At 70.1% G+C, this 13,985-nt stretch carries 13 protein-coding genes; 8 read left to right on the top strand and 5 right to left on the bottom strand.

The features are described 5' to 3' along the window. The first annotated feature begins 144 nt into the window (after positions 1-144). Together FHR33_RS17120 and trpS are read left to right on the top strand one after the other, a co-directional pair. The gene (locus FHR33_RS17120) at positions 145-294 is read left to right on the top strand and encodes a hypothetical protein (RefSeq protein ID WP_183648531.1); all 150 of its coding nucleotides are present in this window, start codon (positions 145-147) and stop codon (positions 292-294) included. A 181-nt stretch (positions 295-475) separates the two neighbouring features. Next, positions 476-1,438: a tryptophan--tRNA ligase gene (gene trpS, locus FHR33_RS17115; RefSeq protein WP_183648529.1), complete on the top strand. Its 963-nt coding sequence runs from the start codon at positions 476-478 to the stop codon at positions 1,436-1,438. Between the two features lie 87 nt (positions 1,439-1,525). On the opposite strand, the gene FHR33_RS49125 is transcribed toward trpS, so the two are convergent. The 4 genes from FHR33_RS49125 to FHR33_RS17100 all read right to left on the bottom strand — a co-directional run bounded on the left by FHR33_RS49125 (position 1,526) and on the right by FHR33_RS17100 (position 5,868). Beyond that, positions 1,526-1,843, bottom strand: coding sequence for a cupin domain-containing protein (locus FHR33_RS49125; protein WP_246451980.1), 318 nt, complete (start codon positions 1,841-1,843; stop codon positions 1,526-1,528). Then, positions 1,840-3,456 (bottom strand): PucR family transcriptional regulator, encoded by a 1,617-nt coding sequence (locus FHR33_RS49120; protein ID WP_312895571.1) that lies wholly within the window; start codon positions 3,454-3,456, stop codon positions 1,840-1,842. Before FHR33_RS49120 ends, FHR33_RS49125 begins: the two co-directional genes overlap by 4 nt. Positions 3,457-3,545: 89 nt before the next feature. Then, a complete protein-coding gene (locus FHR33_RS17105) occupies positions 3,546-5,153 on the bottom strand; it encodes an AMP-binding protein (RefSeq protein ID WP_183648525.1) in 1,608 nt (535 codons plus the stop codon). Positions 5,154-5,166: 13 nt separating this feature from the next. Further along, complete coding sequence (locus tag FHR33_RS17100; protein WP_183648522.1) at positions 5,167-5,868, bottom strand: TetR/AcrR family transcriptional regulator C-terminal domain-containing protein; 702 nt, start codon at positions 5,866-5,868, stop codon at positions 5,167-5,169. Between the two features lie 54 nt (positions 5,869-5,922). On the opposite strand from FHR33_RS17100, the gene FHR33_RS17095 reads away from it, so the two are divergent. The 4 genes from FHR33_RS17095 to FHR33_RS17080 all read left to right on the top strand — a co-directional run bounded on the left by FHR33_RS17095 (position 5,923) and on the right by FHR33_RS17080 (position 10,092). After that, complete coding sequence (locus tag FHR33_RS17095; protein ID WP_312895570.1) at positions 5,923-7,371, top strand: MFS transporter; 1,449 nt, start codon at positions 5,923-5,925, stop codon at positions 7,369-7,371. 101 nt (positions 7,372-7,472) lie between these two features. After that, positions 7,473-8,000 (top strand): ATP-binding protein, encoded by a 528-nt coding sequence (locus FHR33_RS17090; protein WP_183648519.1) that lies wholly within the window; start codon positions 7,473-7,475, stop codon positions 7,998-8,000. Beyond that, a complete protein-coding gene (locus FHR33_RS17085; protein ID WP_183648516.1) occupies positions 7,930-9,501 on the top strand; it encodes an ATP-binding protein in 1,572 nt (523 codons plus the stop codon). Before FHR33_RS17090 ends, FHR33_RS17085 begins: the two co-directional genes overlap by 71 nt. A 249-nt stretch (positions 9,502-9,750) precedes the next feature. Then, the gene (locus FHR33_RS17080) at positions 9,751-10,092 is read left to right on the top strand and encodes a DUF6968 family protein (protein WP_183648513.1); all 342 of its coding nucleotides are present in this window, start codon (positions 9,751-9,753) and stop codon (positions 10,090-10,092) included. Positions 10,093-10,232: 140 nt separating this feature from the next. Here FHR33_RS17080 and FHR33_RS17075 read toward each other — a convergent pair whose 3' ends face one another. Next, positions 10,233-10,937 (bottom strand): alternative oxidase, encoded by a 705-nt coding sequence (locus tag FHR33_RS17075; RefSeq protein ID WP_183648511.1) that lies wholly within the window; start codon positions 10,935-10,937, stop codon positions 10,233-10,235. 279 nt (positions 10,938-11,216) lie between these two features. On the opposite strand from FHR33_RS17075, the gene FHR33_RS17070 reads away from it, so the two are divergent. Further along, positions 11,217-12,491 (top strand): aspartate aminotransferase family protein, encoded by a 1,275-nt coding sequence (locus FHR33_RS17070; RefSeq protein WP_183648507.1) that lies wholly within the window; start codon positions 11,217-11,219, stop codon positions 12,489-12,491. Then, entirely contained in the window at positions 12,478-13,983 is a 1,506-nt protein-coding gene (locus FHR33_RS17065; protein WP_183648504.1) for a CoA-acylating methylmalonate-semialdehyde dehydrogenase, read from the top strand. The genes FHR33_RS17070 and FHR33_RS17065 overlap by 14 nt, the downstream gene beginning before the upstream one ends. The last annotated feature ends 2 nt before the right edge of the window (positions 13,984-13,985 follow it).

The following is a 13,985-nucleotide window of genomic DNA, read 5'->3' as shown; positions in this document are numbered from 1 at the left end:
GAACACGCAGACCAGGTAAGACAGTTACCTAATTGACACGACAATGCCGGGATTCAGCTGCGGTGGGTGACCATCCGGGGTTACCTTTCGGTAAGCCGCTTTCCAATGAGTTCGAGCGGCACATCATCCCGAGAGGCAGCCGACATGGGGCTGAGCATCCTCCTTGTGATCATCGCGAGCGTTGTCCTGGGATTCATTCTCGGCGCGTTCGTGGCGCGTCCCCGGCGGTGGGACATGTACATCTGCGCGGACGACACGATCCACGCCGACGCGACGCGGGATCACGGCAGGTGAACAACGAGCCGGGCGCAAGCCGTACGGAATCTGGGTCCAGTGCGGCTTGCGCCCTATAATGGGGTCATGACTATCGGCATGTGGTGGTGGCCGCCCGACGGCCCCTGACTTCCACATGCGTGAAGGCCGTCTCCGGACGGCCTTTCGTGGTCTCTGGGGACGCTTGCGAAAGGACCCCGGAATGAACCACACCGTGCTCACAGGTGACCGCCCGACAGGCCCGCTCCACCTGGGCCACTATTTCGGCACGCTGGCCAACCGGGTGCGGCTGCAGGAGCTCCATCGGATGTACGTCCTGGTCGCCGACTACCAGGTGATCACCGACAGGGACGTGCCGGGCCGGATCCAGCACAACATCACCGAGCTGCTGCTCGACTACCTCGCGATAGGGCTCGACCCGGCCAAGGCGACGATCTTCCAGCACAGCGCCGTACCCGAGCTCAACCAGCTGCTGCTGCCGTTCCTCTCGCTGGTCAGCGTGGCGGAGCTGAAGCGCAACCCGACCGTCAAGGACGAGATCGCGCACAGCTCGCAGAGCGCGGTCAGCGGGCTGATGTTCACCTACCCCGTGCACCAAGCGGCCGACATCCTGTTCTGCAAGGGCACGCTGGTGCCCGTCGGCAAGGACCAACTGCCGCATGTCGAGGTGACCAGGTTGGTCGCGCGCCGCTTCAACGAGCGCTACGCCCCGGTCTTCCCGCTGCCCGAGGCCATGATGGGCTCGGCTCCGCTGCTCAAGGGCCTCGACGGCGGCAAGATGAGCAAGAGCAGGGGCAACGCGATCGCGCTGAAGGCCACAGCGGACGAGACCGCGGCCGTGATCAGGGCCGCCCGCACCGACGCCGACCGGCACATCACCTACGACCCTGAGCGCAGGCCCGAGGTGGCCAACCTGCTCACGCTGGCCGGGCTCTGCCTCGGCCGCGCGCCCGAGGAGATCGCCGAGGAGATCGGGGACGGCGGAGCCGCGCGGCTCAAGCGGCTGCTCACCGAGGCCGTCAACGAGTTCCTCCACCCGATGAGGAAGCTGAGGTCCTCGCTGGACGCCGCCGACGCGCGCGAGGTGCTGACGGCCGGCAACGCCAGAGCGAGGGAGCGGGCCGTGCTGACGCTGGAGGAGGTCAGGCAGGCCATGGGGTTCTAGCCGACGCGGGTGGCGATCGGCCCACTGCCTGAGCCAGCCTCGTCACCTGTCGAACGTGGGCCGGCGAACAACCAGAGCAGGACCTGCTCAGTGGGCCTGATAGACCTTGCGCAGGGTCTCGTGCACCGTCCACGTGGTCTTCGCGCCCTCGGGCAAGAGGCACACGTCGCCTGGGCCGACCTCGACGCGCTGCCCGTCGTCGGTCTCGATCGTGGCCCGCCCCGACAGGACGACGAAGATCTCGTCGCGCTCCACGTCGGTCACCACGCCAGGGGTGATCTCCCAGATGCCGCGCCCCTCGTCGAGCTCGGCGACCGAGGTGACGGGGGTGCCGGAGACGATCTGGGAGGGGTCGAGCGGATCGGGTTCGAGCCGGACGTCGGCGACGCGCATGACGCGGATCAACGGTTCTCCCTGCGGAAGGATTCGAGGGCCAGGAGGGCGACGTGGAGCGACAGGCACGACTCCACGTCGTCGAGGTCGGTGTCGAGGATGCGCTCGAGGCGGCGAAGCCGGTCGTAGAAGGCGGGGCGCGACAGGTGCGCCTTCTGGGCGGCGACCGCCTTGTTGCGTCCGGCGTCGAGGTAGATGCGCAGGATGCGGGTGAGGTCGCCGCCGCGCTGGGCGTCGTGCGCGAGCAGCGGCCCCAGCTCGCGTTCGGCGAACGTCTGGATCCTGGCGTCGTCGCGCAGCAGATGGAGCAGGCCGCGCAGGCGCAGGTCGGGCAGGCGGTAGTAGGGCCTGCCGTCGGGCTGGCGGACGGCCACGTCGGCGACCTGCTCGGCCTCGAGGAAGCTGCGCCGCACGTCGCGGACGGACTCGACCGCGGAGCCCGCGGCCAGCACGAACGTCGAGCCCGGCTTCCACATCGCGCGCAGGCGCTCGGCCAGCGCGGTGAGCGCCGGCTCGACCTGCGTGCGCGGCGGCAGCGGGAGCAGCACACCGACGCGGTCCTGGTCGAGCGCGCCGACGAGGGCGGGCAGCTTGGCGTCGCGGCAGACCGAGGCGGTGGCCTCGGCCAGCTCGCCGAGCAGTGCCTGGCCGTCGAGGGCCTGGTCGACGGGGTCGACCAGGCGCAGGACCACGCTGACCAGCTTGCGTCCGGTGAGCGGCACGCCCACCGCGCGGGCGCGGGCGGCGGCCTCGTCCGGGTCGGCGTAGGCGTGGGTGAGGATGCCGGTGATGATCGTGCCGTGCGCCTGGCGTTCGAGCGACTCCTGGTGGCGCTCCAGCAGGCGGCCCAGCGCCAGCGTGGTGGCGGCGCGCTCGGCCAGCACCATCTCGCGGGGGCCCGGCGGGGCGTCGCAGAGCAGGATGAGCCGTCCCCAGTCCTGGCCGCGGGCGCCGACGGTGGTGACCAGCCAGCCCGAGGAGGCGTCGTAGGAGGTGCGCTCCTGCGGGGCGACCGCGCGCGACCTCGACTCCCATCCGGCCAGCAGCACACCGGTGTCGCGGCCCGCCGACTCGCAGGCCAGTACCTGGTGGGCGAGGTTCTCCAGCAGCACGGGCCGGCCGGAGAGCCTGGAGACCTGGGCGAGCACCTCGGCGGGCGAGGCGCCCTCCACCGACAGCTCGGTGAAGACCTCGTGCAGCTGCTCGGAGGCGCGCAGCTCCTCCAGCTGGATGTCGATGATCCTGGCGTGGACAGACTCGGTGATCTGCACGAAGGGGGTCTCGCGGGCCAGCACGATCAGCGGCAGGCCGTGCTCCTCGGCCGCCTTGACCACCGCGCGCGGCAGCTCGCGGACGAATCTGCGGCCCAGCTCCACGACCAGCCCGGCGGCGCCGACGGCCGACAGCTCGCCGATGTAGGCGGCCAGCTTCTCGGGATCTTCGGGCAGGGCGACGCCGGTGGTCAGAACCAGCTCGCCGCCGCGCAGCAGGTGTGCGATGTCGGCGATCTCGCCCACGTGCACCCACCGCACCCGGCTGTCGAGCCGATCCGCGCCTGCGACCACGCGGGGATTGCCCCTGCGAACGGTCTCCAGGGACAGAACGTCGGAGATAGTGGGCAGCACGTGTGGAGCCTATCCGATCAGGATGTAACTATGGCTACCACGACATTTACACGATGTCGCGCGAACCATTCTATGTCCGCGTACCGGATTCACGCCCTCAGATCATCGTCGGTGTACTCGTGGGCGGGCGCCTGTTCCCGCAGCTCAACGCGGCGGATCTTGCCGGAGATCGTCTTGGGGAGGTCGCCGAACTCCAGGCGGCGCACGCGCTTGTAGGGGGCCAAATGCTCGCGGGCGTACGACAGGATCGAGCGGGCCGTCTCGGCCGTCGGCTCGAAGCCGGGGGCCAGCCTGACATAGGCCTTCGGTACGGCCAGCCGTACCGGATCGGGGGCGGGGACGACCGCGGCCTCGGCCACCGCCTCGTGCTCCAGCAGCACGCTCTCCAGCTCGAACGGCGAGATGCGGTAGTCGGAGGCCTTGAAGACGTCGTCGGTGCGGCCGACGTAGGTGATGTAGCCGTCGGCGTCGCGGCTGGCCACGTCGCCGGTGTGGTAGTAGCCGGCCTGGTCGCTCTCCCGCCCGACATATCCGGACATGAGGCCGAGGGGGCGGCGGTCGTCCAGCGGGAGGCAGATCTCGCCGTCGTCGCCAGGCTCACCGGTCACCGGGTCGAGCAGGGCGATGTCGTAGCCGGGCAGCGGCAGGCCCATCGAGCCGGGCTTGACGGGCAGGCCGGGGACGTTGCCGATCTGCGCGGTCGTCTCCGTCTGGCCGTAGCCGTCGCGGATGGTGATGCCCCACGCCTTGGCGACCTGGTCGATGATCTCGGGGTTGAGCGGCTCACCCGCGGCGACCGCCGTGCGCAGCGGGAGCCGCCACGCGCCGAGGTCCTCCTGGATGAGCATCCGCCACACCGTCGGCGGCGCGCAGAAGGTGGCGACGTTCTCCGTCCTGAGCACCTCGAGCAGCTCGGCGGCGGAGAAGCGCTGGTAGTCGTGGACGAGCACGGTCGCGCCCGCGTTCCACGGGGCGAAGACGTTGCTCCACGCGTGCTTGGCCCAGCCGGGGGAGGAGACGTTGAGGTGCACCTCGCCGGGCCGTACGCCGATCCAGTACATCGTCGACAGGTGACCGACGGGGTAGGACAGGTGCGTGTGCTCGACCAGCTTGGGCTGGGAGGTCGTGCCCGAGGTGAAGTAGAGCAGCAGCGTGTCGTCCGCGCGGGTGACGCCGTCGGGCGTGAAGCCCTCCTCCCCGTAGGAGAACGGCAGCCAGCCCTCCGCCTCACCCACGGAGATCTTCGTGTACGACCCGCCGGTGAACTTGGCCGCGTCCGCCGCGTTGGCGATGACGTGCGCGACCGCGCCGCGCTCGACCCTGTCGGCGACGTCCTTGGCCGACAGCAGCGTCGTGGCGGGGATGACCACCGCGCCGAGCTTCATCGCCGCCAGCAACGCCTCCCACAGCTCGGCCTGGTTGCCGAGCATGAGCAGGATGCGGTCGCCACGCCGTACGCCCTGCTCGCGCAGCCGATTGGCGACCTGACCCGAGCGTCTGGACAGCTCGGCGAAGGTGTAGGAGACCCTGCCCACGATCTTGAGCGCGACGGCGTCGGGGGTCTCGGCGGCCAGCACGCCGTCGAACCAGTCGAGCGCCCAGTTGAACTCCGCGGGCCTGGGCCAGCGGAAGTCGCGGCGGGCGGTGGCGTAGTCAGCCTGCAGCAGGAAGTCTCTGGCGGCGCGGAAATCGCTCATGCTGGCGATCCTGCTACGTGACCAGCCGCCTCTCAAGGCCATCGAGCACGCAGGCGAGTCCGAAGGCGAAGTTCATCTCGCGGACCGCCGCGGGTTCGTGGGCGGCGTACTCCTCCGCGCGGGCGATGAGGTCGGGATAGTCGGCCGCGGCTGTCTTGACGGCCTCGCGCATGCTCTCTGCGTCGTAGTTCTTCTCCGCGGCCGCGTTCGTCCACACCACCTCGGGGATGGCCGAGCCGAAGACGAAAGCGGTGATCGCCGCCCCCGCGTAGTCCTCCTCGAGGCCGCGGAAGCCCGCCTGGTGCAGCCCCTTGCGCAGCAGTTCGGCCGCGCGCAGCGCGTTGGGGCCGATGGCGGGCAACTTGCCGAGCAGTCCGGCGAGCCATGGATGACGCAGGATCACCTTGCGCATGCCGTGCGCGAAGGCCCACCCGGTGTCGCGCCAGCCGGCCGAGTCGGGGTCGGGGACCGACATCTCGCCCCAGACCTCGTCGTAGACCAGCTCAAACAGCTCGTCCTTGTTGGCCACGTGCCAGTAGAGGCTCGTGGCGCCGGCGCCGAGCCTGGCGCCGAGCTTGCGCATGCTCAGCGCGTCGAGGCCCTCGGCGTCCAGGATCTCGATCGCGGCCCTGACGATCTGGTCGCGGGTCAGGCCCTGCGCCTTCCCCTGGCGGGGCTCACGAGTCCAGACGGAGGCGAACTGCTTGGCGGTCACAGGACCAGCATAAATCCGCTCGCACAGTGTGCGAGCTTGTCGTACAGTGTGCGAGTGAACTCGAACACTGTACGAGACCCTCGTCGTTGGTGGTCTCTCGTCGTCCTCTGCCTGGCGCTGATGCCGCTCGTGGTGGACAGCACCGTCCTCAACGTGGCGATCCCCACCCTCATGCAGGACCTGGGCGCCAGCCCCTCCGAGATCCAGTGGATCCTCGACTCCTACGTGCTGGTCTTCGCGGGCCTGCTGCTCACCGCGGGCAGTCTCTCCGACCGGTACGGCAGGCGCCGCTTCCTCGTCATCGGCCTCGCCCTGTTCGGCGGCGCCTCCCTGGTGGCCGTGCTGGCCGTCGAACCCTGGCAGCTCATCGCCGCCAGAGGGCTGATGGGCGTGGGAGGGGCGATCCTCATGCCCTCGACCCTGTCCATCCTGATCACGACCTTCGACGACGACGAGCGGCGCAAGGCCATGGCCGCGTGGAGCGCCGTCGCGATGATCGGCGTGATCGCCGGGCCCATCGTGGGCGGCCTGCTCATCGAGCACTACTGGTGGGGCTCGGTCTTCCTGCTCAACGTCCCCATCGCGGTGGTCGGCATCATCGCCGCCCTCGTGCTGATGCCCGAGACCAAGGGACCGGCCCGCAGCCTCGACCCGCTGGGCGTGGTGCTCTCGATCGTCGGCCTGGTCTCGCTGGTCTACGTGGTCATCGAGCGGACGTGGAACCCCGTCATGATCGCCGTGGCCGTGCTGGCGCTCGGCGGTTTCCTGATGTGGGAGCGCAGGTCGGCCAGCCCGATGCTGCCGCTGGGCCTGTTCAGGAGCCGCAACTTCAGCGGGTCGTCGTTCTCGATCCTGCTGATGTCGTTCGGGTCGGGCGCGGTGATGCTGATGCTGACGCAGTACCTGCAGTTCGTGCTCGGGTACGGCGCGGCGCAGGCGGGGCTCGCGCTGCTGCCGTACGCGGTCTCGGCGGCGATCTTCAACGGCGTGGGCGCCGCGCTCGGGCAGAAGGCCAGCAACAAGACGCTGATCGTCGCGGGCATGCTGATCATGGGTGTGTCGTTCGTGGTGATGGCCATGAGCACCGGTTACTGGTCGCTGTTCGTGGCCTTCCTCGTCATGGGCGCGGGCGGCGGGATCGCGGGGCCCGCGGCGTACGCGACGCTCATGGGGGCGGTGCCGATGGAGCACGCCGGTGTCGGGTCGGCGCTCAATGACACCATCCAGCAGGTGGGCATGGCCCTCAGCATCGCGGCGCTCGGCAGCGTGCTGGCGGGGGTGTACACCTCGGCGATGCCCTCGACCGCGCCCGAGGCGGCCCAGGAGTCGATCGCGAACGCCGTGCTGCTCGGGCCCGAGGTGGCGGCGGGCAGGGAGGCGTTCAGCACGGCGATGGCGACGGGGTCGTGGATCGGGGCGGTGTCGTGCGTGGCGGCGGCGTGCCTGGCGATGGCCGTCCTGCGCTCGAAGGCCCCCACGGCTCCGGTGCCGGCCGAGGTGTGACCCCACGGCCGTCCGGAGTGCCGCTCGTTCACCAGGTAGGTCTCCGCTCAGTCGCCGATCACCAGACACGACAGAGATCGCAGGAAAGCTACAGTTGCTCCATGCATGGGGGCGATGATCTGGTTCTCGGACGCCGCCTGCAGGCGGCGCGGGAGCGGGCCTTCGTGGGGCGGGAGGAGGAACTCGCCGTCTTCGACGCGGCGCTGCGCGGCGGCTGCAGCGTCGTGTACGTGTACGGTCCCGGCGGCGTCGGCAAGTCCACGCTGCTGCGCCGCTTCGCCGAGCACGCGGCCGCGATCGGGCGATCGGTCACGACGGTGGACGGGCACACGCTCGATCCGGTGCCGGCCTCCTTCGAGGCCGAGGCCGCGTCGGTGCTCGGTGACGAGGGCGCGGTGCTGCTCATCGACACCTTCGAGCGCGTGCATGGCCTGGAGGGCTGGCTGCGCGAGCGGTTCCTGCCCCGCCTGCCGGTCGGCGCGGTGGTCGTGGTGGCCGGGCGCGTGCCGCCGGACCTGATGTGGCAGGCCGACCCGGCCCTGGGCCGGCGCGCTGCGCGTGCTGCCGCTGCGCGACCTGCGGCCGGCGGAGGCGGAGGCGCTGCTGGACGCACGCGGCGTGAGCGATGAACTGCGCGAGCCGCTGTTGGCCTTCGCCGGCGGTCACCCGCTGGCCCTGTCGCTGGGCGCCGCGGTGGCGGTCCGCGACCGCAAGGCGAGCTCGCGCTGGACGCCTCAGCAGGACGTGGTCGCGACCCTGCTGGACCAGCTCGTGGGCGAGGTGCCCAGTGCGGCGCACCGGCACGCGCTGGAGGTGTGCGCGCACACGTACGTGACGACCGAGGATCTGTTGCGCGAGGTGCTGCCGGACGACGCCGCGGAGCTGTTCGCCTGGCTGCGGCGGCTGCCGTTCGCGGAGTCGTCGCCGCGCGGGCTGTTCCCGCACGACGTGGTGCGCGAGGTGCTGGAGGCCGACCTGCGCTGGCGCGACCCGCAGGGGTATGCCGACATGCACGAGCGCATCAACGCCCACCTCGCCGCACGCCTCCGCGCCGCGAGCGACGCCGACGTGCTGGGCGCCGTCGGCTCGCTGTTCTTCCTGCACCGGACGGTCGGATCGACCGCGGAGTTCCAGAGCTGGAGCGGCGACGGCGAGGTGTACGAGGACGCCTTCCGGCCGCGGGACGCCGAAGCGCTGGTACGGCTGGCCGCCGAGGTGGAGGGCGAGGAGTCGGCCGCCGCCGTCGCGTTCTGGTCCGTCCGCCGGCCGGAGTCGTTCCGCCTCTACCGGCGCACGGCGACGGGCGAGATGGTGGCCGCCTGCTCCTGGCTGCGGCTGTCCGAGCCCTCCGACGAGGAGGCGGCCGACCCGATCGTCGCCACGGCCTGGGCCAACGCCCGCGCCCTCGCACCGCTGCGGCCTGGCGAGCATCTGGCCGTCGGCCGGACCTGGACCCGGCCGGATTACCAGGGCATGTCACCGGTGACGGACCTGATCCAGTGGCGGTCCATCGGCTACTGCCTGCGCGCCGACCGCATGGCCTGGTCGTTCATGGCCATGCGGCACGATGACCCCATGCGCGACTACCTGCGCTACTACGACATCCACGACATAGGGCAACATGCCTGGCTCGGCGGCACCGAGTGGGCCCTGTTCGCGCACGACTGGCGGGCCGTCCCGGCGCAGGCGTGGCTGGACCGGCTCAATCGGCTGCTGCTCACCGGCTCGGAGGAGACCCCGGCCGCCCCGGCACCCGCGCTGGCCGTGTTGTCGCGCGCGGAGTTCGCCGAGGCCGTACGCAGGGCGCTGAAGACCCTGTCGCGGCCGGGCGAGCTGGCAGGCAACCCGCTCACCAGCAGCAGGATCGTCATCGAGACCGGCTCCGACCCGGCCGCCGCCTTGCGACAACTCCTCGACCAGGCCGTGGCCGACGTGGGCGAGGATCCGCGGGCGGTCAAGTTCCACCGGGCCCTGTCGGCCACGTACCTGCACGGGGCGCCGACGCAGGAGATCGCCGCCGAACGCCTCGGCCTGCCCTTCACCACCTACCGCCGCCACCTGCTCGCCGGCATCGAGCGGGTCTGCGAAGACCTGTGGCACCGTGAGATCTACGGCGCAGCGGGAACCTGAACAGCCAGGGAAGCGAAGGACGCGATCCGGTGCGTTCCGCGCCCGCTCTAACGCAGGCGCGGCCGGTTCCGGTGGCCGAAGACGGCGTAGGCGGGAACGTGGCCATCAATCGACCGGCGAAGTGGCCTGGACATCGGCGTTCGCTCCGACCAGGCGCGTTTCCGGAGCCGACGCGGCCTTTCCCTCGCCAGACGTGTCACCGTGAACGGTTCAGCTCGCTCAGGGATGGCAGTCTGCAGACTGAGGGGCATGGACATGATGGATGAGATCGGTGAGGTCATGGCCGAGCGGCAGGTGGAGGCCGTGGCGGCGGACGGGGCGCGTACCCGGGTGACGGTCAGGTTCGGCCGGCCGTGTCCCGACGCGCTGAGTGAGCACGGCGACTGGCGCTGCCCCCATCAGATCCTGGGCCTGGGCGAGGAGGGCGTCGGGGCGGCGTTCGGCGTCGACTCGCTGCAGGCGCTGCTGCTGAGCGTGTACAAGGCGCGGCTGGAGCTGGAGGAGCGGGCGCGGGCCGCGTCGGTCCGGCTGGACTGGCTGGGCCTGCCGGACATCGGCCTCACGGTGGAGCCTGGAGGCCGCCCCTTCTGAACGGCGGGCGGCCCTGACGTGGCGGTTTCCTGGACGCGGTCGACGTAGCGTCGTTCGTGCCTGACGCGAACGCGTCACCTGGAACCATGCGGCAGCCTTCACCGTGGCCCGGCCTCCCCGCCGCGGCCGGCGAGCGGACGTCACCGGCTGGGGGCCCAGTGGGGGTCCTTGACGTTCTCCAGGCTGGCCAGCTTGTGAACGCGCTCGTCGTGGCCGATCTGCCGCATCAGGTCGGCCACCGACCGGTAGCGCCCGTACTCGTCGGCGTACGTCCCAGGGTCGGGCATGAACTCCAGGTCGGGGTTGTCGGCCACGAAGGTCATGTACTCGTGCTCGGCATGGTCCTCGAACTCCGCGTTCAGCCGGTACGAGGCCTCGGGCCTGACCAGGAACAGCACCCACGAGACGTGGTAGTAGAAGAACGAGATGAACCACGGCGCCACCTTGTGCAGCAGCCAGTTCTGCCTCATCCCGTTGCGCTGGATGAGGTCCTGCATGATCAGCAGGTGCCACTGCTCGTTGTCCTGGTCGGCGCGGGCCTCGACGATCCGCTCGAACACCCTCTTGGCCAGGGCCGACCTGCCCGCGTAACGGTGCACCGCCCAGTAGCCCATCCGCTCCCACGCCTGGTACGGCACGCGGGCGATGACCTCGAGCATGGCGAACTTGGTGAACGAGCCCTGCTTGCCGTACATGAGGTCGACGGGCTTGAACATCATCTTGGCCAGCAGGCTGTAGGCCATGCGCGGCGTGTCGAGCGTCTCGGCCTGGGCGCGGCGGAGGGCGTCGCGGTCGAGCTTGGGCGGTCCCGCGGGGGCCTCGGGGCGGTCGATCGTGATGGTCATCTCTGTCTCCTTCGTTCGATGACCTGATCGTGCTCGACGGGCGGGTGCCCCGGCGTCCGCCGCCGGAGGGCAATGGGCATGCCTCTCGCGATGTAGTGCGGGCCTCCGGCGTACGTCGCCAGGTGCACGGGACATCCCCTAGGGGAGGGGTGTTCGAGAGGGCCCGTTGGACGTCGTTATGTCCAGACATATTCTGTGAGGGCAATGTGTAAGCCGATGTCGCGTCATGCCGACAGTTTGGAGGTGGGATGCGGGGTGGATAACCGGGATACTCGTAGCATGTCGGACCTTCTCGCGCGCCACAGGGCGGTAATCCCCAACTGGGTGGCCCTCTACTACAACGAGCCCATCGAGATCGTCAGCGGCAAGGGCAACCGTGTCGTCGACGCCTCGGGCAAGAGCTATCTCGACTTCTTCGCCGGGATCCTCACCAACATGATCGGGTACGACGTGCCCGAGGTGCGTGAGGCCGTCGAGCGTCAGCTGGCCACCGGCGTGGTGCACACCAGTACGGTCTACCTGCTGCGCGGCCAGGTCGAGCTGGCCGAGAAGATCGCCAGGCTCTCGGGCATCCCCGACGCGAAGGTGTTCTTCACCAACTCGGGCACCGAGGCCAACGAGACGGCCCTGCTGCTGGCCACCTACGCGCGCAAGTCCGACCAGGTGCTCGCCATGCGGCAGAGCTACCACGGCCGCTCCTTCGGCGCGATCGGCGTCACCTCCAACCGGGCGTGGAAGAACAACTCCTACTCGCCGGTCAACGCGACGTTCCTGCACGGCGCCGACCGCCACCTGCCCCAGTTCGCGGGCCTGTCCGACGCCGACTACATCAAGGTCTGCGTCGAGGACCTGCGCCACGTGCTGGCCACCTCCGTGTCCAACGACGTGGCGGCGCTGATCGCCGAGCCGATCCAGGGCGTGGGCGGCTTCACGATGGCCCCCGACGGGCTGTTCGCCGCCTACAAGGAGGTGCTCGACGAAGAGGGCATCCTGTTCATCTCCGACGAGGTGCAGACGGGCTGGGGCCGTACGGGCTCGGCCTTCTTCGGGATCCAGAACCACGGCGTGACCCCCGACATGATGACCTTCGCCAAGGGCCTGGGCAACGGCTTCGCGGTCGGCGGCATCGTGGCCCGCGGAGACCTGCTCGACAACCTGCACGCGGTGGGCCTGGCCACCTTCGGCGGCAACCCGATCTCGATGGCCGCCGCCAACGCCACGCTCGACTACGTGCTCGACCACGACCTGCAGGCCAATGCCCAGCGCACCGGCACGCTGATCATCAACGGTCTGCGCGAGGCCGCCGAGCGGCTGCCGATCGTCACCGGCGTCCGCGGCAAGGGCCTGATGTTCGCGGTGGAGCTGGCCGACGGCGCGCTGGCCGCCAGGTTCATGGAGGAGTCCAAGAAGGCGGGCCTGCTCGCGGGCAAGGGCGGCCTCCACGGCAACGTCATCCGCATGGCGCCGCCGCTCACCCTGACGATGGACGAGGCCGCTGAGGGGCTCGGCATCATCGTCAACGCTCTGGAGACCATCAACGATGAAGCTCGTTAAGCACTGGATCAACGGATCCCTGGTGGACGGCGACAGCCGTACCGCCGAGATCTTCAACCCCGCCACCGGAGAGGTCAGCGGGCACGTGTCGCTGGCGTCGGTCGCCGACGTCGACGCGGCCGTCGCGGCCGCGGTCGCGGCCTTCCCCGCCTGGCGCGACGCGTCGCTGGTCAAGCGGGCGCAGGTGCTCTTCCGCTTCCGCGAGCTGATGTACGCCCACCGCGACGAGCTGGCCGCGCTGATCTCCGCCGAGCACGGCAAGGTGCACTCCGACGCGTTCGGCGAGGTGGCCAGGGGCCTGGAGGTCGTGGAGTTCGCCTGCGGCATCCCGCACCTGCTGAAGGGCGGCTTCTCCGAGGGCGTCTCGACCAGGGTCGACTCCTACTCCATCCGGCAGCCCGTCGGGGTCGTGGCGGGCATCACGCCGTTCAACTTCCCCGCGATGGTGCCGATGTGGATGTATCCCATCGCGATCGCCTGCGGCAACGCCTTCATCCTCAAGCCCTCGGAGAAGGACCCCTCGGCCTCGCTGCTCATGGCGCGGCTCTGGAAGGAGGCGGGGCTGCCCGACGGCGTCTTCAACGTCGTCCAGGGCGACAAGGTGGCCGTCGACAGGCTGCTGGCCCACGAGGACGTCAGGGCCGTCTCCTTCGTCGGCTCCACCCCGATCGCCCGCTACGTCTACGAGACCGGCACCGCGAACGGCAAGCGGGTCCAGGCGCTCGGCGGCGCGAAGAACCACATGCTGGTGCTGCCCGACGCCGACCTCGACCTGGTCGCCGACGCTGCGGTCTCGGCGGGCTTCGGCTCGGCCGGCGAGCGGTGCATGGCGATCTCGGTCGTGCTGGCCGTGGACCCCGTCGGCGACGAGCTCGTCTCCAAGATCGAGGAGAGGGTCGCCAAGCTGACCATCGGCCCTGGCGACGACGAGCGCTCCCAGATGGGGCCGCTGGTCACCGAGGTGCACCGCGACAAGGTCGCCTCCTACCTCGACCTGGGCGTCTCCGAGGGCGCGAAGCTGGTGATCGACGGGCGCGAGACCGCGGTGCTCGGCGGCGGCAAGGCGGCGGAGACGCCGGGCTTCTGGCTCGGCCCCACCCTCCTCGACCACGTGCCCCCGGGTTCTCGCGTGCACACCGAGGAGATCTTCGGCCCGGTGCTGTCGGTGGTGCGGATCTCCTCCTACGAGGAGGGCCTGGAGCTCATCAACGGCGGCGAGTTCGGCAACGGCACCGCGATCTTCACCAACGACGGAGGCGCCGCCAGGCGCTTCCAGAACGAGGTCGAGGTCGGCATGATCGGCATCAACGTGCCGATCCCCGTGCCGATGGCCTTCTACAGCTTCGGCGGATGGAAGGCCTCGCTCTTCGGCGACACGCATGTCCACGGCGCGGAGGGCGTGCACTTCTACACGCGGGGCAAGGTCGTCACCTCGCGGTGGCTCGACCCCTCGCACGGCGGCGTGAACCTCGGGTTCCCCACCAACAAGTAGTC

It is taken from the genome of Nonomuraea dietziae (assembly GCF_014195505.1).
Taxonomy (GTDB): Bacteria; Actinomycetota; Actinomycetes; order Streptosporangiales; family Streptosporangiaceae; genus Nonomuraea; species Nonomuraea roseola.
The sequence above is the reverse complement of the archived record's forward strand: the minus strand, read 5'-3'. Positions and strand labels throughout refer to the sequence as shown.